The sequence below is a fragment of the Mesorhizobium sp. M0833 genome (genome assembly GCF_040319905.1).
GTDB lineage: Bacteria > Pseudomonadota > Alphaproteobacteria > Rhizobiales > Rhizobiaceae > Mesorhizobium.
The window spans coordinates 37156-56267 of the sequence record NZ_JAMYOQ010000036.1; the positions used below are offsets into that span (position 1 = coordinate 37156).

At 63.7% G+C, this 19112-nt stretch carries 19 protein-coding genes and 1 pseudogene; 11 read left to right on the forward strand and 9 right to left on the reverse strand.

The window, feature by feature from the left end; genetic code table 11:
* The first annotated feature begins 1 nt into the window (after window position 1).
* From NKH98_RS28070 to NKH98_RS28120, 11 genes and pseudogenes are all read left to right on the forward strand, one after another.
* Window positions 2-1063, forward strand: a complete 1062-nt coding sequence (locus NKH98_RS28070) for an ABC transporter ATP-binding protein (RefSeq protein WP_352903407.1) — start codon at window positions 2-4, stop codon at window positions 1061-1063.
* Between the two features lie 35 nt (window positions 1064-1098).
* Window positions 1099-2202: a Gfo/Idh/MocA family protein gene (locus NKH98_RS28075; RefSeq protein WP_352903408.1), complete on the forward strand. Its 1104-nt coding sequence runs from the start codon at window positions 1099-1101 to the stop codon at window positions 2200-2202.
* A gap of 26 nt (window positions 2203-2228) precedes the next feature.
* Entirely contained in the window at window positions 2229-3143 is a 915-nt protein-coding gene (locus NKH98_RS28080) for a sugar phosphate isomerase/epimerase family protein (protein ID WP_352799394.1), read from the forward strand.
* Window positions 3144-3180: 37 nt separating this feature from the next.
* Window positions 3181-4122, forward strand: coding sequence for a sugar ABC transporter substrate-binding protein (locus NKH98_RS28085; protein ID WP_352903411.1), 942 nt, complete (start codon window positions 3181-3183; stop codon window positions 4120-4122).
* Window positions 4123-4182: 60 nt separating this feature from the next.
* Entirely contained in the window at window positions 4183-5187 is a 1005-nt protein-coding gene (locus NKH98_RS28090) for an ABC transporter permease (RefSeq protein WP_352644892.1), read from the forward strand.
* Window positions 5184-5966 (forward strand): ATP-binding cassette domain-containing protein, encoded by a 783-nt coding sequence (locus NKH98_RS28095; RefSeq protein ID WP_254820537.1) that lies wholly within the window; start codon window positions 5184-5186, stop codon window positions 5964-5966. Before NKH98_RS28090 ends, NKH98_RS28095 begins: the two co-directional genes overlap by 4 nt.
* Before the next feature lie 33 nt (window positions 5967-5999).
* Entirely contained in the window at window positions 6000-7181 is a 1182-nt protein-coding gene (locus NKH98_RS28100) for an aldose 1-epimerase family protein (RefSeq protein ID WP_352880211.1), read from the forward strand.
* A gap of 91 nt (window positions 7182-7272) precedes the next feature.
* Entirely contained in the window at window positions 7273-8361 is a 1089-nt protein-coding gene (locus tag NKH98_RS28105) for a fatty acid desaturase family protein (RefSeq protein WP_352903413.1), read from the forward strand.
* 42 nt (window positions 8362-8403) lie between these two features.
* Window positions 8404-8718, forward strand: a complete 315-nt coding sequence (locus NKH98_RS28110; RefSeq protein ID WP_287249971.1) for a MocE family 2Fe-2S type ferredoxin — start codon at window positions 8404-8406, stop codon at window positions 8716-8718.
* A gap of 37 nt (window positions 8719-8755) precedes the next feature.
* Complete coding sequence (locus NKH98_RS28115) at window positions 8756-9556, forward strand: 3-methyl-2-oxobutanoate hydroxymethyltransferase (protein ID WP_023675787.1); 801 nt, start codon at window positions 8756-8758, stop codon at window positions 9554-9556.
* A 225-nt stretch (window positions 9557-9781) separates the two neighbouring features.
* Window positions 9782-10459, forward strand: a pseudogene (locus NKH98_RS28120) (MFS transporter); the annotation flags it as partial.
* A 4-nt stretch (window positions 10460-10463) separates the two neighbouring features.
* On the opposite strand, the gene NKH98_RS28125 reads toward NKH98_RS28120, so the two are convergent.
* From NKH98_RS28125 to NKH98_RS28165, 9 genes are all read right to left on the reverse strand, one after another.
* On the reverse strand, window positions 10464-11351 hold the full coding sequence (locus NKH98_RS28125) for an amidohydrolase family protein (protein WP_352903425.1): 888 nt from the start codon (window positions 11349-11351) through the stop codon (window positions 10464-10466).
* Window positions 11351-12487: a vWA domain-containing protein gene (locus NKH98_RS28130; protein ID WP_352903415.1), complete on the reverse strand. Its 1137-nt coding sequence runs from the start codon at window positions 12485-12487 to the stop codon at window positions 11351-11353. Before NKH98_RS28130 ends, NKH98_RS28125 begins: the two co-directional genes overlap by 1 nt.
* Window positions 12488-12713: 226 nt before the next feature.
* A complete protein-coding gene (locus NKH98_RS28135) occupies window positions 12714-13610 on the reverse strand; it encodes an AAA family ATPase (RefSeq protein WP_352903417.1) in 897 nt (298 codons plus the stop codon).
* A 9-nt stretch (window positions 13611-13619) separates the two neighbouring features.
* A complete protein-coding gene (locus NKH98_RS28140; RefSeq protein ID WP_352903419.1) occupies window positions 13620-14624 on the reverse strand; it encodes a xanthine dehydrogenase family protein molybdopterin-binding subunit in 1005 nt (334 codons plus the stop codon).
* Window position 14625: 1 nt separating this feature from the next.
* Window positions 14626-15993 carry a xanthine dehydrogenase family protein molybdopterin-binding subunit gene (locus NKH98_RS28145; RefSeq protein ID WP_352754517.1) on the reverse strand — a complete coding sequence of 456 codons (1368 nt, stop codon included), beginning with the start codon at window positions 15991-15993 and terminating at the stop codon, window positions 14626-14628.
* 14 nt (window positions 15994-16007) lie between these two features.
* Window positions 16008-16490 carry a (2Fe-2S)-binding protein gene (locus NKH98_RS28150; RefSeq protein WP_352903421.1) on the reverse strand — a complete coding sequence of 161 codons (483 nt, stop codon included), beginning with the start codon at window positions 16488-16490 and terminating at the stop codon, window positions 16008-16010.
* A gap of 50 nt (window positions 16491-16540) precedes the next feature.
* Entirely contained in the window at window positions 16541-17335 is a 795-nt protein-coding gene (locus NKH98_RS28155) for an FAD binding domain-containing protein (RefSeq protein WP_352903423.1), read from the reverse strand.
* Window positions 17336-17366: 31 nt separating this feature from the next.
* On the reverse strand, window positions 17367-17810 hold the full coding sequence (locus NKH98_RS28160) for an SRPBCC family protein (RefSeq protein ID WP_352475461.1): 444 nt from the start codon (window positions 17808-17810) through the stop codon (window positions 17367-17369).
* Between the two features lie 107 nt (window positions 17811-17917).
* Entirely contained in the window at window positions 17918-18745 is an 828-nt protein-coding gene (locus NKH98_RS28165) for a helix-turn-helix domain-containing protein (RefSeq protein ID WP_352683617.1), read from the reverse strand.
* Window positions 18746-19112: the final 367 nt, after the last annotated feature.

Genomic DNA, 19112 nt, shown 5'->3' on the forward strand with positions numbered 1-19112 from the left:
CATGGCCGATATCGTCTTCCGCAATGTGACCAAACGCTACGGCAACACGCTCGCCGTCGATGACGCCTCGTTCACTGTCAACGACAATGAGTTCTTCTGCTTCTTCGGCCCGCCTCTATCTGGCAAGTCGACGGTGCTGCGCCTGGTGCTTGGGCTCGAGACGCCGGACGCCGGCGAGATCCTGATCGACGGAAAGCCGGTCAACGCAGTGTCGCCGGCCGAACGCAACGTCGCGATGGTCTTCCAGAACCTGGCGCTGTTTCCGCATATGAGCGCGCGCGACAACATCCGCTTTCCGCTGGTCGAACGCCGGGTCGCCGAAGCCGAGATCGAAAAGCGCCTCGCCGACGTCGCGGCCAAGCTGCATATCGGCCATGTCCTGCACAAGCCGCCAGCACAGCTTTCCGGAGGTGAGCGGCAGCGTGTCGCGATCGCCCGCGCGCTGGTGCGTGATCCCGCCGCCTATCTGATGGATGATCCGATCTCGGCGCTCGACGCCCGGCTGCGCGAGGAGACGCGGGTCGAGCTGAAGCGCATCCAGCGCGAGCTCGGCAAGACGCTGATCTATGTCACGCACGACCAGGAAGAAGCGATGTCGGTCGCCGACCGAATGGCCATTCTGGACAACGGCAAGATCAGGCAGATCGGCGCGCCGGCCGAGATTTATGACCGGCCGGCCAGCACCTATGTGGCGCGGCTGCTTGGCTCGCCGATGATGAATATATTGAAGTCCGTGCACGGCGCTGAAGGCGTCGAGGCGGCGGAAGGCACGATCCGCATCGCGGACAAGACGGCGCCGGCCGATGCCGTCGAAATCGGACTCAGGCCGGAAGACATCAAGGTCAAGGCCTGGTCGGAGGGGGGCGCGGGCCGCCCGGCGCGAGTGTTCGAGGTCGAGCCGCTCGGCGGCTACACCCTAGTGACGCTCGCCGCCGGGCAGGCGCGTCTGCGGGCGCTGTTGCGCGGCCAGCCGGACATCAGGCCGGACGCGATGGTGGCGATATCCTGCGAGCCGGGCAGGGTGCATTATTTCGGGCAAAGCGGGGGAGCGCTGGCAAGGTGACGGCGGCTGCAAGAAACGAGCTTCGGGAGGAACATATGGCAAGCCAAGAAACGGTCGGCAACGGCTTCGAGCCGGACGTTAAAGTCCGCACCAGGGAATACAGGATCGGCTGCGTCGGCGCCGGCATGATCATGGCCGAATGTCACCTTGCCGCCTACAAGGAAGCCGGTTTCCCCGTGGTGGCGATTGCCTCGCGGACTAAGGCCAGCGCCGAGAAGGTCGCCAAACGCTGGAATATCCCGGCCGTCCACGACACGCCGGAACAGCTCATCGAGGACAAAAACGTCGAGATCATCGACCTTGCCTTTCCGCCCGACCAGCAGCCGGCGCTGATCCGCCATGCGCTGAAGCAGGCACATATCAAGGCGATACTGGCGCAGAAGCCATTGGCGCTGTCCCTTGAAGAGGCCGTCAAACTGCGCGACGAGGCGGCCAAGGCAGGCAAGATCCTCTCGGTCAACCAGAACATGCGCTACGACCAGTCGATGCGCGTCTTGAAGCAGGTCATCGACAGCGGCGCGCTCGGCGACATCGTCTTCGCCCAGATCGACATGCATGCGATCCCGCACTGGCAGAGCTTCCTCGAGGACTATGACCGATTGACGCTCGCCAACATGAGCGTCCACCATCTCGACGTACTACGCTTCCTGTTCGGCGATCCCCTAGAGATCACCACCCTGACCCGCAAGGACCCGCGCACCCGCTTCGACCATTCGGACGGCATCACAGTGTCGACGATCAAGTTCCCGTCCGGTGTGCTTGCCGTATCGCTGGAGGATGTCTGGTCCGGGCCGCGCCAGGAGGGCTACAAGGACGACCAGCACATCAACTGGCGCGTCGACGGCACCAAGGGCGTCGCCAAGGGCACCATCGGCTGGCCGACTGGCGCTGCCTCGACGCTGACCTATGCCTCGACCGAGACCACCGGTGGTGAATGGGTGACACCCAGCTGGGACACGATGTGGTTCCCGCATGCTTTTATCGGCGTCATGGAGCAGCTCCAGCACGCGGTCAAGACTGGCGAGCCGCCGGCGCTATCCGTCGCCGACAACGTCAAGACCATGGCGCTGGTCGAAGCTGGCTACCGCTCCATCGACAAGGGCCGGACGGTCAAACTTTCCGAAATATCAACTGACTGAATCACTTACAGGGAGGACTTCACACCATGATGCAGGCAGGTATTTTCACGGGTTATTTTCCGTATGGCCTCAAGGAAACAGCGCAGAAGATCCGTGCGCTCGATTTCAACACCGTGCAGCTCGACCTGCATTTTAGGGACATCGACCTGTCGGCCGGACAGATCACCAGGGACAAGGCCAAGACCGTCCGCGATATGTTTCGCGACCACAATCTGCCGATCTGCTGCGTATCGGGTTACACCAACATCATCCATCCGGACCTGGGCGAGCGCGAGCGGCGCGTCGGCTATCTGAAGGAGATCATCCGCAACGCACGCCATTTCGGCACCCCTTACGTGATCTCGGAAACCGGTACCTACAACACCGAGTCCGACTGGGTGCATCACCCGAAGAACAAGACCGAGGAAGGTTTTGAAGAATGTCGCAAGATCATCGCCGACCTTGCCCAGACCGCCTACGACCACGGCGCGGTGTTCCTGCTCGAAACCTATGTCAACAATGTCGTCGGTTCGGTCGAGGAGACGGTGAGAATGTTCGCGCAGGTCGACCACCCAGGCCTCGGCCTGTTGATGGACCCGACCAACTATTTCGAAACGCACAATATCGACAGGATGGACCAGATCCTGAACCAGGTGTTCGACACGCTGACCGACAAGATCAAAATCGCCCACGCCAAGGACGTCAAGCGTTCTGGCGGCGACAAGTCGGAGAAGCACGCCGACATCGGCGACGAGGACGCGCTGGAGAGCCACACTTTCCGCGGCGTCGGCGAGATCGAGCTGCCGGCGCCTGGCCTCGGTTCGCTGAATTACGACCTCTATCTCAAGCGGCTGGCCGAAAAGCATCCGAACATTCCGGTCATCATCGAGCATCTTTCGGAAGACGACGTGCCGCGCGCCAAGAAATTCCTCGACGGGAAATTCCGCGCCAACGGACTGTGACGGAGCGGTTCGGCTACGAAACAAGGGAGGAAGAGAAATGTTGAAACTCGCGTTGAAAATCGCGGCTGCGGCGATCGTGCTCGCCGGCGTGGCGCTGGGTACGCCGGCGCTGGCACAGGATGCCCAGAAGACGTTCTACCTGTTGTCGCATGGCGGCCCGTCGGACGCCTTCTGGATCGACTGGAATGCCGGTGCCACCAAGGCGTGCGACCAGCTCAAGGTGACCTGCAAGATCTCGTTCAGCGGCGGCGACATGGCGGCGCAGAAGGAAGCCTTCAACTCGGCACTGGCCGCCAAGCCGGACGGCATCGCCACCACCTCGGCGCAGCCCGGCCTGTGGACCGAGGAGGTCAAGGCGGCGAAGGCTGCCGGTATCCCGATCGTGTTCTTCAACACCGACGATCCGGCGACCGGCCGGCAGGCCTACGTCGGCGCCGACCTGAAGGAAGCCGGTGTCATCTGGGCGAAGTATCTGGTCGACCACAAGATGGTGAAGCAAGGCGACAAGGTGTTCCTGCCGGTCGAAGTGCCGGGCGCCAGCTACCAGCAGCTCGAGACCGAAGGCATTGCCAGCGTCTTCGATCCGCTCGGCATCAAATATGACGTGGTCGATTGCGGCACCGATCCGGCCGGCATCATCGCCAAGATGACTGACTACATGGTGGCCAACAACCCGCCGGCGATCATCGCGCTCGGCGATTCCGTGGCGGCCAGCGTCAAGCGGGTGTTCGACGGCGCCGGCGTGCCGGCCGGCAAGATCCCGGTCGTCGGCTGGGGCAATTCGAAGGAAACGGCCGAGTCAGTCAAGTCTGGGTTCATCAACGCGGCGGCCTGGCAGTTTCCCTCGGCGCAAGGCTTCATGCCGGTGGCGCTGCTCGGGCTGGCCGCCGCTGGCGAACCGATCGGCTACGACATCCACACCTTCAGCCTCTACGACGCCTCGAGCGTCGAACCGATCCTGAAACTCTACAATAAGTGATTGGAACTGACGCTCGCCGCGCAGGCGGCGGGCGTCACCTAGCGTATGGTTCGAGCTGTCATGACAATTACTGCAGAAGAGGAAATGCCGCGTGCCAGACGCAGGTCGAGCCTGATGCGCTCGCCGCAGTTCTCTTCGCTCGTCATCCTGATTGTCCTGCTGGCGGTGTTCGCGATCGCCGACGCCAATTTCCTGTCGCCGCTCAACATCTCCAACATGATGGCGTTCCTGCCCGAGCTCGGCATCATCGCGCTCGGCATGACGCTGCTTTTGACGGCCGGCGAGTTCGACCTTTCGGTCGGTGCCGTATTCGGGCTGGCGCCGGTCGTGGTCATGCTGCTGGTGCAGAACGGCGGGGTCGATATTGGCGTGGCGCTGCTGGCCGGACTGGTGCTCTGCATAGCGATCGGTGCGATCAACGGACTGATCGTCACCAAGATCGGCATTTCGTCCTTCCTTGTGACGCTGTCGATGCTGCTCGTGGTGCGAGGCGCGGCCCTCTACATCACCCAGGGCTTTCCGCTGAAGTCCTGGGACCAGCCAGGCTTCTTCGTGACGCTGCTGGCCGGCAGCTTTAGTATCGGAACGTTCCGTTTCTATACCTCGCTGTGGTGGTTCATCGGCCTGTCGCTGCTGGCGGTCTATGTGCTGCGCTACGCCAAGCTCGGCAACTGGATCAGCGCTATCGGCTCGAACCGTAACGCTGCCGTGGCGCGTGGTGTGCCGGCCGATGCGGTCAAGATCTGGCTGTTCATCCTGACCTCGGTGCTGGCCGGTCTCGCCGGCATGATCAGCGCCTTCCGCATCTCGGCGGCATCGCCGGTGGCCGGCACCGGCTATGAGCTGGAAGTGATCGCCATGGTGGTCGTCGGCGGCACGGCGCTGACCGGTGGGCGCGGCACCATTTTCGGCACCATCGTCGGCGCGCTGATGCTGCGCAGCATCCGCAACGGCATCGTGCTGATTGGCGTTCCAGGGCTCGCCTACAACATCTTCGTCGGCGTCATCATCCTTGCCATGCTCATCCTGCACGCTTTGCTGCAGAAGAACGCCGCCAGGAGCTGATCATGGAAGTACTTCGGCTGCAGAACCTGCAAAAATCCTTCGGCAGCGTCCGCGCCCTGAAGAGCGCCTCCTTCACGCTCAACGAGGGCGAAGTGGTGGCCTTGCTCGGCGACAACGGCGCCGGCAAATCGACATTAATCAAGGCGATCTCCGGGGTCTTTCCCGTCGATCGCGGCGACATCTATGTGCGCGGCCAGAAGGTCTCCATCCGCTCGACGCGCGACGCGATGGACCTCGGCATCGAGACCATCCACCAGGACACCTCGCTGGCTCCCGATCTCAGCATCGCGCGCAATCTTTTCCTCGGCCGCGAGCCGGTCAATCTCAAATGGCTTGGCGTGTTCGCGCCGCTCGATCTCGCTCAATTGCGCGATGCCGCCTCGGCACTTTTGAAGCGCGTCGGCATCTCGAAGAAACTCGACGCCGATGCGCTGGTCTCAACGCTGTCGGGCGGCGAGCGTCAGTCGATCGCCATCTCGCGCGCCATGCAGTTCGCCGCCAAGGTCATCATCCTCGACGAGCCGACCAACAATCTCGGCGTCGAGGAAACACACGGCGTGCTGCGCTTCGTCAAGGAGGTGCGCGATGCCGGTCACTCGGTGCTTTTGATCACCCACAACATCCATCACGTCTTCCAGGTCGCTGACCGCATCATCGTTATGCGCCGTGGCGAGATCGTCGCCGAGCAGACGGTCGCGGACACCGACCTGCTGACCGTGGAAAGCATCATCACCGGCGCCGACATGTCGGCCCTCCTCAAGGAGACGAGAGCGAAGTGAAGGACGGGAGCAAGTGAAGGAACTGGCCGTTACATGGTAGAGCTTTACGGCAAGACGCTGTCGCGCCGGCAGGTCTCGGAACGCTCAGGCATGCTGTCGCAATTCGCCGGCGTGCGGCTGATGACGCTTGGCGATGGGGTCGAGCGCGGCATCCGTATGCTCGAATTCCGCACCGGCTCCGGCCTGCGTTTCACTGCGCTGGTCGACCGGGCGCTCGATATCGCCGATTGCGACTTCAGGGGCCAGGCGATCGGCTGGCATTCGCCGAGCGGCTTTCGCCATCCCGGCCTGCACGAATACGAAGGCGAGGAGGGGCTGGCCTGGGCGCGGTCGTTTTCCGGCCTTCTGCTGACCTGCGGCCTCGACCATATATTGTTCATGAACGAGGTACCGGCCGACACCTACAACTACCCGCCCAAGAAGACGGTGCGCCACTCGCTGCATGGCCGCGTCAGCACCATCCCAGCGCGGCTGACCGGCTACGGCGAGACCTGGGACGGCGACCACTGCGTGTTGTGGGCCGAAGCTATCGTCCAGCAATCGACTGTATTTGGCGAGGATCTGCACCTGCTGCGGCGCATCGAGGCCGATGTCGGCGGCAACGAGATCCGGCTTTCGGACCGTGTCGTCAATCACGGCTTCAACCGGACCCCTCATATGTATTTCTATCACATCAATGTCAGTTATCCGGTGCTCGACGAGGGATCGCGCTACCTGGCGCCGATCCGCGACGTCGTCTGGGCAGGCCATGCCGGCGAGCGCTATGAAGCGCAGCAGGTCGGCTACCGCACGGTGCCGGCGCCGCAACCGGGATTCAAGGAACAGGTCTGGCAGCACGAACTCGGCGCCGACAGCACCGGCCAAGTCCCGGTGGCGGTGGTCAACGACAGGCTCGGCCTCGGTTTCGAGGTGGTCACGCGCAAGGACCAGTTGCCCTGCGCCTATCAATGGCAGAATTTCCAGGCCGGACAGTACGCGCTTGGCATCGAGCCGTCGACACATCATGTGCTTGGGAATCTGGCGGCGCGCGAACGCGGCGAGATGATCTGGCTGGAGCACGGCGAGAGCCGCACCTACGATGCGGTGTTCCGGGTTCTCGACGGTGCCGGTGAGATCGCCGCCGCCGAAAGCCGGATCGCGGCGATTGCCAGACAGCCGCAGCAGGATTATCCGCAGCCGTCGGGCCGTTTTCCTGTTCTTGGAGGCAGGTCGTGATAATGGCGAACAGGATACGGGACACCAGGTGGGAGGCTGGCTCCGGCCGGAGCGGGGAGGGCTTGCGGCCGATCGGGAATTGGAGGTCACAATGGCTGGCACGGTAAAGCGCGATTACAGCCTGGTCGGCGAAAGCACGCGCAGGGCGATCGAGACAGGACTGGCCTCGGCGGAGTGGTACCACACGGATGTCCCCCGCAAGGCGATCAAGGAGTTGATGCAGCGCTCGGACGGCCCGGCGATCCGCGACACGATCATCTGGATCGTTGCCATCCTCGGCTCGGCCGCCGGCGCCATCTATTTCTGGGGTACCTGGTGGTGCGTGCCGTTCTTCTTCGTCTACGGCGTGCTCTACGGCTCGTCCAGCGACTCGCGCTGGCACGAATGCGGCCACGGCACTGCCTTCCGCACGCGCTGGATGAACGATGTCGTCTACCAGATCGCCAGCTTCATGCTGATGCGCAACCCGGTGACCTGGCGCTGGAGCCATGCCCGCCACCACACCGACACCATCATCGTCGGGCGCGACGCCGAGATCGCCGTGATGCGCCCGCCGGACCTTTTGCGTGCGGCGCTGGCTTTCACCGGCATTCTCGATTTTCGCTATTCGCTTCCGGCGCTGGTACGCCAGGCGTTCGGCAAGCTGACGCCCGACGAGAAAAGCTACGTTCCCGAGATGGAACAGCACAAGGCCGTCATCGCGGCGCGCTGGCATATTGCCATCTACATCGCCACGATCGCGCTCGCCGTTTTCATGCGGTCGTGGATACCGGTGGTGCTCATCGGCGTGCCGCGCCTCTACGGCACCTGGCACATGGTGATGACCGGCCTGCTGCAGCACATCGGTCTGGCCGACAACGTCGTCGATCACCGGCTCAACACCAGGACCGTATACATGAATCCGATCAGCCGGTTCATCTACTGGAACATGAACTACCACGTCGAGCATCACATGTTTCCGATGGTGCCTTACCACGCGCTGCCCAGGCTGCACGAACTGATCAAGCACGATCTGCCGGAGCCGAACCCGTCGATATGGCATGCCTATCGCGAGGTCTGGCCGGTCCTGCTCAGGCAGCTCAAATACGAGGATTATTTCCTCAAGCGCGAACTGCCGCCAACGGCCAGGCCCTATCGTGGCGAGTTCCACGAAGTGAACATGTCGGCGGCGGCTGAATAGGCACCGCAGCAGCGCAACGCAGAAATTTCGGGAGAAGCAGAGATGGCCGATTGGGTCGAAGCGTGCGCCGTGGACGATGTCGACGAGGAAGACGTCATCCGCTTCGACCATGGCGGCCGCACCTTCGCTATCTACCGTTCGCCGGACGATGAATTCTTCGCCACCGACGGGTTTTGTACGCATGAGAAGGCGCATCTGGCCGACGGGCTTGTCATGGACGACATCATCGAATGCCCAAAGCACAATGGCCGCTTCAATTACAAAACCGGCCAGGCCAAAGGGGCTCCCGTCTGTGTCAATCTGCAGACCTATCCCGTCAAGGTGGAAGCTGGCAAGGTGATGATCCAGATCGCCTGACCGGCCTTCTGTCACGTAGCAAAGGGGACCAAAATCCATGAGCCGGAAAAGACCGACCGTCGCCGACCTGCGTGCCATGAAGGGCAAGCGGCAGCTGACGATGCTGCGCGTGCTGACGATGGACGAGGCCGAGGCCGCCGAACGCGCCGGCGTCGATATCGTCTCGGTACCGCCGGAGCTGGTGCTCAATCCGCAATACCGCGATGCGGCACCCAGCCTGTTCACCATGCCGGGCGAGAATTTCTTCGAGATCGGCACCGCAGATGATTTCGTCCGGTGGGCGTTCCGGCTCTACAAGGCCAGCGCCGATGCGGTCTACTGCAGCGCCGGCTACGCCACCATCAAGCGGATGGCCGACGATGCCATTCCGGTAATCGGCCATGTCGGTCTCATCCCGTCACGCGCCACCTGGACCGGCGGCTTCAAGGCCGTCGGCAAGACCGCCGATACCGCCATGCAGGTGTTCGAGGCGGTGAAGCAACTGGAGGCCGCCGGCGCGATCGGCGCCGAGATCGAGGTGGTGCCGGTCGAGGTGGCCAAGGCGATTTCGGAGCGGACGTCGCTGATCATGTTGTCGATGGGGGCGGGCACCGGCTGCGATGCGCAATACCTGTTCGCCGACGACATCCTCGGCCAGAACCGTGGCCACATGCCGCGCCATTCCAAGGTCTATCGCAATTTCGCCGCCGAATACGATCGCCTGCAGGCCGAACGCATCGCTGCCTTCTCCGAGTATGTCGCCGATGTGAACAGCCTGGCGTATCCCGAAGACAGACACGTCGTGCACATGGACCCGGACCAGCTCAGCCTGTTCCTGGAGAAGATCGAAGCCGCATAAAGACGCCCCAGCAGGCACAAAGCGTCATCGCGGATCGAAAAAAGCCGGTTCGGCGCCAGGGCTAGGTCATCGCAATGGCCGGCTGCGATGCCACACGAAAGTTTGTTGGACCTGGTCTGGACGGCACCGGCCAGACGCTGTTGAAACCGGTGCGTCATCGGTTTGCCGGACAATTACGCGGTTGCTGATGGAGCGGGTGAAAATTCCCCTTCGGACAGTCTGTGTATGACCGCCATTCCCGAAAACAAAGCCTTGCCCGAAACCGCGCCGGCGGCGCGGCAAGCCCGGCGGGTGGCGCTGATCGTCGCCGTCGCCTTCTTCATGCAGCTTCTGGATTCGACCATCATCTCGACCTCGCTGCCGCAGATGGGAGAATCCTTCGGCGTGCCCGCGGTGGCGATGAGCATCGGCATCACCGTCTATATGCTGACCATGGCGGTGTTCGTGCCATTGTCTGGCTGGCTCGCCGACCGCTTTGGCGCGCGCAACATCTTCCTCGTGGCGATCGCCCTGTTCACGCTGGCCTCACTCGCCTGCGGCATCTCGCAGAACCTGGCCGAGTTCGTTGCCGCCCGCGCGGTGCAGGGCCTGGGCAGCGCGCTGATGACGCCGGTCGGCCGCATCCTGGTGCTGCGCAATGCACCGAAATCCGAGCTTCTCAACGCCACGGCGCTGATCACCTGGCCGGCGCTGTTTGCGCCGGTGGTCGGGCCGGTGCTTGGCGGCTTCATCACCACTTATCTCTCCTGGCACTGGAATTTCTTCATCAACATCCCGCTTGGGGTTGCAGGTTTGGCGCTGGTCGCCCGCTTTATTCCCGGCGACCGCCAAGCCGGAGCCAAGCCGCTCGACTGGCCGGGCTTCCTGCTGACTTCGGTGGGGCTCGCCTCGATGCTCTACGGCGGCGCTACACCGGCCGATATATCTTCTCCGCCGTGTTCCAAAAGACATCCGCCTCGGCGGTCGCGCCGTGTTTTGCCACGGCCTGCCGGTGCGCCCTGATCAGTTCGGCGTGGCTGGTCCACAGTTTCTCGATCGGGAAGTTCGAGCCGAACATCAGATGATCGCTGCCGAGGATGCCGATCGCGTTGTCGACGACATAGCTGATCAGCCCCGGATCGTTACGGTGGACGAAGGTGCCGAGGCCGGACAGCTTTGCATAGAGGTTGGGCGCCGCTGACAGCGTGCGCAGCCCTGCCTTCCAGGCCTCGGTGGTTTCGGGCTCCATGCCGGTCAGCATGCCGGCGTGGGTGAGAATGAAATTGGTCTCGGGGTTCTCGCCGACGAGCGTCAGCCCATCCTTCATCTGGGCGGGGAAAAGCTGCAGGTCGAAGGACAGGCCGTAATCCTTGAGGCGCGCGACATTGGCCCGCACCTTCGGGTCGATGACCTGATCGGCCGAGGCGGCGAAGCGGAAGGCCGGCGTTTCGTGCCAGTGCAGCTGCATGCGCACGCCGCGCAGCAGAGGGTATCTGATCAGCCGCTCGATCTGGGAACGCACGTCGTCCACGGTCATGTCGGCATAGCCGACGATGGCGTGCGGCCAGCCGGTTTCTTCCGCGGTCTTCTGCAGGAAGGCGACCTCGTTCTCGAAATCCTCCTTGGCCCAGTTGGTCTGGACATAGACCGCCTTCTCGACGCCCGAGCCTTGTTGGTCGGCGAGAAATTCCTCGATCGGATAGTCGCGGCGGATCGGCTCGTAGGGCCCAAAGATGCGCGGGACCATCGGCCCGACCAGCCACGGCTGGTCCTTTTGGCGCCAGATGTGGAAATGCGCGTCGATCGCCTTCTGCATCACGAAACCCTCTTCCAGATTGCCGCGGCCACGGGGGCGGGGCGGGCGAGCGACAGGATGAAATCGGTGAGGCCCGCGATGGACGAGCCGTCGACCAGGTCGTCGAGCATCGGCAGGATGGCGCGAAGTGCTGCCGTTGCCGGCTGGAAACGCGGATCGCCGGCCAACGGCGTCGCCAGGGAGAGTCGGAAGGCGCGGGCACTCAGCCGGCGCATCGCCATTTCCAGCTCGGCATGATCGCCGCGCTCGAGCGCATCCGACAGGATGACGATTGCCGCCCCGCGTGCAAAGGCGGAGAAGCGCGGCACCGAGAGGAAGGCTAGCAGCGTTGGACCCATGCGGGTGCCGCCGTCCCAGTCGTCGACCTGGGCAGCGGCGCGGGCCAGCGCCTGGTCGCAGTCGCGAATGCGCAGCGCCGAGGTGATGCGGGTCAGCCGTGTGCCGAAAGTGAAGACTTCCGCCCGGTCGGCGCCTTGCACCGCCGCGTGTGCCAGCTTGAGATAGTCCGATGTGTAGTGCTTCATCGAGCCCGAAACGTCGATCAGGATGAGAAGCTTGCGCGGCACTGTCTGCCGCCGGCGCAGCAGCGGCGAGGGGATATCGCCGTCGGCACTGACGATTTCGCGCAGCGAGCGGCGCAGGTCGAGCTTGCCGCGCGCATGCGTGCGTACGGTGCGGAAGGACCGGCGGGCGGGCAAAGCGGTGGCGAGCTTGCGGCGGAAGGCGGCAAGCCCGTCGCGATCGCGCTGGAACTCGCGCACGCTCAACTGTTCGCTGGCCGAAGACAGTTCGCCGCCTTCCTCCTGGCGGACCACTTCGATTTCTTGTTTGCTGGTTTTGCCGTCGTCCTTGATGCGGGCTTCCTCGTCGGCGTCGCCTTCGACCAGCGCCGCGGCATCCCCATAGAAATGGCTCCGGAAATGCGCCTCGAATTCGTCGCGGCGGTCGGGCGGCGGCGCCAGCGTGGCGAGGGCCGCTTCGCGGATGTCGGCCATCGAGCGTGGGCCGAGCAACGTAACCGCCTGCATGAAGCTGGTGATTTGTTCGGGTGCGACGGCGAAGGCGTGGCTGCGAAGCAACCGGGCGAAGCCGAGGAACGGCGTGGTTGCACGGGGCAAGCTTTCCGCACGCATCATTCCTTCGCGCCCCCCTCTGTCCTGCCGGACATCTCCCCCTCAAGGGAGGAGATCAGACATCTCGCCGGCTTTCGCCAATCTTCAACGTTGCAGAATTGAGCGGAGCGCCCAAGCTGCCAATCTCCCCCCTTGAGGGGGAGATGTCCGGCAGGACAGAGGGGGGCGCTGTCCCGCCAGCGTCGCGCACTAGCCCTGGGGTATCGCGCTAGCGCGCTTCGGTTGCTCGTCACGCTAGCGCCTCCTCGACAATCTTGCCGAGCTCGGGCGCGATGCAGGAAAGGTCCTCCTCATCTTTGATCAGCACGCCGATGGCGCGGCGGAAGGCTTCCGGCCAGGGGCTGCCGCCCTTTTCGAGGATGGTGGCGGCATTGGCCCATTCGACCGCCTCGGCGATGCCTGGCGGCTTGGCCAGCGGACGCGCGCGGATGTCGCGCACGGCGGAAGCCACGGCGCGCGCCGTGGCCTCGGCGACGTCGCCGGCGCGCAGCATGATGATCTCGGCCTCGCGAATGGCGTCGGGATAGGTGATCCAGTGATAGACGCAGCGCCGCCGCAGCGCTTCGGCCAGTTCACGGGTGCGGTTCGAGGTCAGGATGACGATCGGCTGCGCCGTCGTGCGAATGGTGCCGCGCTCGGGAATGCTGATCTGGAAATCGGACAGGAACTCCAGCAGCAGCGCTTCGAATTCATGGTCGGAACGGTCGATTTCGTCGACCAGCAGCACGCGCTTTTCCGGCGCCTTCAGCACCTGCAGCAGCGGCCGCGCGATCAGGAAACGGTCGTCGTAGATGTCGACCTCGTGCTCGCCGGCATGGCGGATGGCGAGCAGCTGGCGCTGGTAATTCCATTCGTAGAGCGCATGTGCTGCGTCGATACCCTCGTAGCATTGCAGCCGCACCAAGTCGCGCCCGAGCACCTCGGCAATCGCTTTGGCCGCCTCCGTCTTGCCGACGCCGGGCGCGCCTTCGAGCAGCAGCGGCTTGCCCAGCCTGATCGCCAGGAAGATGGCGGTGGCCAGGCTTTCATCGGCGAGATAGCGCGAGGCGGCGAGGCGGGACGCCACCGCCTCCGGCGAGGTCGCGACTGTCTCTGCGCTTGAAGTCCGGGCGCTTCTCTTGGGCATTTCCAGCACTCAGTTCGATGCTTGCGCCTTCAGCGCCCGCAGGATGCGCTCCGGCGTGATCGGCAGCGTGTCGATGCGCACACCGACGGCGTCGAAGACGGCGTTGGCCACCGCCGGGATTTGCGGGTTGGCGCACATTTCGCCCGGCCCCTTGGCGCCGTACGGCCCGTCGGCCGAGGGCCTCTCCAGCACGATGGTCTCGGTTTGCGCGAGATCGCCAGGACCCGGCATCAGATATTGGTTGAAGTCGGTGCCGCCATGGTCGCGGTTGGGATAATAGGGCTCGGTCGTTTCGTAGAGAGCATGGCTGATGCCCATCCACGAACCGCCGACGAGCTGCTGCTCGACCATTTTCGGGTTCAGCGCGCGGCCGATCTCAAAGACGTTCTTCACCGTCAGCACGGTGACTTCGCCGGTCTCGTCATCGACCTCGACCTCGGCAACCGTGCAGGCGTGGGCGTAGCAGGTCGACGGCTTCATCGCGCCGGTTTCCTTTTCGGGATAGGAGCGGGGGATCAAAAACATGCCGCGGCCGGAAATCGAGCGGCCGCGCTTGAAATGCGCCGACAGCGCGACATCGAAGATCGAGATCGATTTCTGCGGCGCGCCCTTGACCAGGATGTTGCCCTGGCCATCGGTTTCGAGGTCGGACGCATTCACCTCCAGCTCCTCGGCCGCTACTTCGAGCATCACCTGGCGGGCTTCCCTGGCCGCCTGGATAACCGCATTGCCGGCGCGGTGCGTGCCACGCGAGGCGAAGGTGCCCATGCAGTGCGGACCGGTGTCGGTGTCGGCGGTGTCTACGACGACACGGTCGGTCGGCACGCCGATCGTCTCGGCGCAGATCTGCGCCATGATCTGCTTCATGCCCTGGCCAAGATCGACACTCGACAGCGTCACCATGAAATTGCCGGTCGGCGTCGAATGCACCAGCGCCTGGGTCGGGTCGCCGCCGAGATTCATGCCGGTCGGATAGTTGATCGCGGCAACGCCGCGTCCGCGCCTGATCGCCATCTCAAGCTCCCTTCGCGTAAGACGACATTGCCATGAACTTCTCTGCCACCGGCCAGTTGGCGGCGCGTGAGGCTTCCTGCATGCATTCGATCAGCGCCGCTCCCTCGGTCGGCTGGCGATGCGCCTTCATGTCGCCGTCGCGGTAGGCGTTGATGAAGCGGAATTCGAGCGGGTCCATACCGATCAGCCGTGCGAGCTTGTCCATTTGCACCTCCAGCGCGAAATCGCCGATGGTGACGCCGAAACCGCGCATCGCCGAGGACGGGGTGCGGTTGGTGTAGACGCAATAAGTGTCGATCCAGACGTTCGGGATCGTATATGGGCCGGGATAGTGGCCTGCGCCCTTCTGCGCGCCGTAGGGCGAATGGCGCGAATAGGCGCCGGCATCGGTGTAGCCGGTCACTTTGCGCGCGACGATGCGGCCGTCGTTCATGACGCCGTCCTTGATGACGACCTTCTCGGCGGCGCGCGGCGAGGAAATCTGCATCTCTTCCTCGCGGCTGTAGATAAAACAGACCGGTCGTCCTGTTATTTTGGCGCCAAGGATGGCGATCGGCTCGACGATGACGTCGACCTTGCCGCCGAAGCCGCCGCCGACGGTGCCGCCGACGAAATGCAGCTTGTTGCCGGGCATCTGCAGGATGATCGAGGTGTTGTCGAGGGTGAAGAACATCGCCTGCGTGTTGGTGTAGCAGGTGAAACGGTCGTTACCCTCGGGTGCGACGATGCAGCCTGTCGTCTCGGTCGGCGCATGCTCGATCGGCGAAGACTGGTAGGTCTGTTCGAGCACGTGGTCGGCTCCGGCAAAGCCTGCCTCGACATCGCCGAAGCGCACCTTGCGGCATTCGCCGCTGTCGTAGAGGTAATAATTCCGGCCGTGATATTCGTTGACGATCGGCGCGCCGGGCTTCAGCGCTTCGTCCATGTCGAAGACGGCCGGCAGCACCTCGTAATCGACCTTGACCTTGGCGGCGGCTTCCTGGGCGGCACGCTCGGTCTCGGCCAGCACCGCCACCACCGCCTCGCCCTTCCAGCGCACCTTGCCGTCGGCCAGCACCGTCTCGTCCTCCGGCCCGATCTGGATCAGGATCAGGATGGTGTAGACATTGTGTGGCACATCCTTGGCGGTCAGCACCTTGACGACGCCTGGGTGCTTTTCCGCTTCGGATATGTCGATGCTGCGGATGCGGGCGTGGTGGTGCGGGCTGCGCACCATCTTCAAATGCAGCATGCCGGGAAAATTGCGGTCGGCGAAATAGGTGGTCTTGCCGGTGACATGGCCGGGTGAATCCGAACGCGGCCGCGGCTGGCCGATCTCGTGCAGATCGTCCTTGCGCTGGTCGGCGAAATAGCTCTTGCGGAGTTCCATTGTCTTAACTCCCCTCAAGCCGCGTTCTGCGAATTGGACCGCGCTGCGGTCAGTACCGCCTGGATGATCGGCTCGTAGCCGGTACAGCGGCAGATATTGCCCGACAGCGCCTCGACCACATCCTCGCGACTGGGGTTCGGCGTGTGATCGAGCAGCACCTTGGCTGCCATGATCATGCCCGGTGTGCAGAAACCGCATTGCGTGGCGAAAGCGTCGAGCAAAGCGCGTTGCAGCGGATGCAGCACGCCGCCTTCCGAAAGCCCTGACGTTGTGGTGATAGTCGCACCATTGCAGGCCTCGGCCAGCGTCAGGCAGGAGAGCCGGAGTTCGCCATCGATGATGACCGAGCACGCACCGCAGGTGCCCTGATGGCAGCCGCCCTTCGGCGAGGTGTCGCCGATCTTGTCGCGCAGCGCATGAAGCAGCGTCGTGCCGCTGTCGATGAACTCGGCCTTTTCGGCGCCATTGAGCGTGAACTGAACCGGGACCTTTGCCATCTTTTTTACTCCTTGCGCCGCAGCCAGGCGGACATACGCGCCCCTGTCTTTCAGGCGAGCAGCAGCCGGCCGAGATGGACCGGCAGGACTTCGTTGCGATACCAGGCACTGGCGATCGGATCGGTGGGCGGCGAGATGCCGTCGCGCGCAACAGCCAGCGCCGGTGCAATGCCGTCTGCGGTGAGTTTGCGGCCAATCAAGGCTTTCTCCGCCGCCCTGGCACGGATCGGCCGGTCGGCCATGCAGCCGAACGCGATCCGCGCTGACGACACGGTGCCGTCCGGCGCCTGTTCCAGCACGGTGGCGATGCTCAGCACCGAGACGCCCTTTGGCTTGACCCTCGACACTTTCAGGAAGCGAAACCCGCCTTCCTTCGGCAGCGTGAAGCCGACCGCCGTGACGATGGCGTCATTGCTCTCGCGCTTTGCCAGGAATGTCTCAATCGGCAGCTCGCCGTCACCGGTGCTGACGGTTGCGTCCAGAGCCAGCAGCGCAACGGTGAAATCACCGTAAGGTGTCGGCGCGAAGAGATTGCCGCCGACCGTCGCCATGTTGCGGATCGCCGGTCCGCCGACGACGCGCGCGGCGTGGGCCAGGGGGGCGAGATTCGGATGGCGGGCGATCGCCGCCATGGTCACCGAAGCGCCAATGCGCACCTCGCCGCCGGAAATGCGGATGACCGACAGCGCCGGTTCGGTCGACCTAACGAAACCGGAGATCGACACATCGCCTTCATTGGCGGCGCGAACGACCAGCGTGCCGCCACCGAGATAGCGGGCGCCAGCGGCTTTCAGCGCCGCGCCGGCGTCCTTCACTGTCGGGAAAGTCTGCAGTGCAAGCGTCATGGAACGCTCCTGTTTGTCAGCACAGTCCAGTTCAACCTTGGCCGGCAAAATGGGCTTTCAGAGCGTTGAAGCCGCCCTGGAAGACGTTTGCGCCCATGCCTTCGGCCAGCTTGTCGGCTTCCTCTGGGGGCGCGTCGAAGCTGGCGGTCCATTCGGCATAGGTACGGTCGCCGTCGGTCACCCGTCGCAACTGCAGCGTCGCCTTGTGGTTGGTGAGCGGCTGCGGCGTCTCCAGGATGGAGTAGCTGACGAGGAAATTCTCGTCGGAGAAATCGAGCAGCTTTTCGCGGAGGCGGGCGCCGCTGGCGAGCTGGAAATTGCGTATGCAGCCGATCGTGCCGGCATCCTTGCCATCCTCGATATGACTTTCGACCATGCGCGGGTGCCAGGTCGGCAGGCCGTTGAAGTCGCGTATGCGCGCCCAGACCTTTTCGACCGGCGCGTCGATGACGCTGGAGATGGTGACTTTCGCCATTTGATCGTTCCCTCGCAAATCAGCTGCGTGGGAGGGTAGGGCGGCGGACTTGGCGGCGCTTATCAATGCGTCTTGAACGCCTATCAAATAGTCTGAAAAACGGGCGCTCAGCTGATCGCCCGCGCCGCCTCGCGGTAAAGCGTCGGCGGGACGCCGACATGGTCGCGGAAGAAGCGCGAGAAATTGCCCTGGGTAGTGAAGCCGAGATTGCAGGCGACCGAGATCAGCGGCTCCTGCGACCATTGCAATTGCCGCACCGCTTCCTCCATGCGCAGCGTGTTCCAATAGACGTTGGGCGTCAGATTGGTCTGTTCCTTGAACAGCGCGAAGAAATGCGGCCGCGACAGGCCGACGCTGCGCGCCACGTCGTCGAAGCAGATGCGCTCGCAGACATTGGCTTTCATCAGCTGGATCGCCTTGCGGACGCGGAAGTCCTGCATGGTGTTGACGCGGGCACGCACGGTCTGCGGTGCGGACGCGTCGGCGGCATCGAGCACGCTGTCGATGAAGCGCTCGATCTCGTAATTGGCGATGTCGTCGATGCTCTCATTGTCGCTGAGATGGTCGAGGAGGTTAGCCGCTGCCTTGTGCAGCCAAGGCTCGAGCGTGATTGCCGGGGCGGAGAACAGCGGCGCGGCGGAAGGCAGCTCGCGGCGTTTCCGTGCCCAGTCCGGATCGATGTAAAAGGCGAGGAACAGGCCGGGCGTGCCGTCGCGGGACAGAGCGTGGCTGTGCGGTTGGAAGGAATTGATGCCGGCGGCGGTGCCCGGTCCAAGCCGCACCGTCTCGCGGCCGATGGTCATCTCGCCGGCGGTGCCTTCCAGCCAGATGATGATATGCGCCTCGACATGGGCATGGGTGACGAAGTCGCTGGCGACGTTCAGGACAGAAACATGTCCGAACCGGCCCCAGTAGAGCCTGATCGCTTCCGTCATGGGTATATCCTCCCGCAGGCGACTGGCCTCCCTTCGCCTGCTGCGGGCGATTGTGCGGCTCAGTTCGGGCTTGCGTCAAGACGGATGTGCACGTCCGGGCGCCGGCCATGCGCGGCAGCGGCGCATTTTCAGACTCGGCGATAGGAGCGCGACACCTTCTCCCCCGTGTGGGAGAAGGTGGATCGGCGCGTAAGCGCCGAGACGGTTGAGGGGTGTTGGAAGAAATGAGGCGATGCCAAGCTGGCGCACCCCTCATCCGTCGCCTTCGGCGACACCTTCTCCCACAAGGGGCCTGTTGCGCAGTAACCGGGGATGTTTGGATGGGGCGGGATCGCAGGGATTTCGCTCGTCTTTGTGAGCTCCGCCC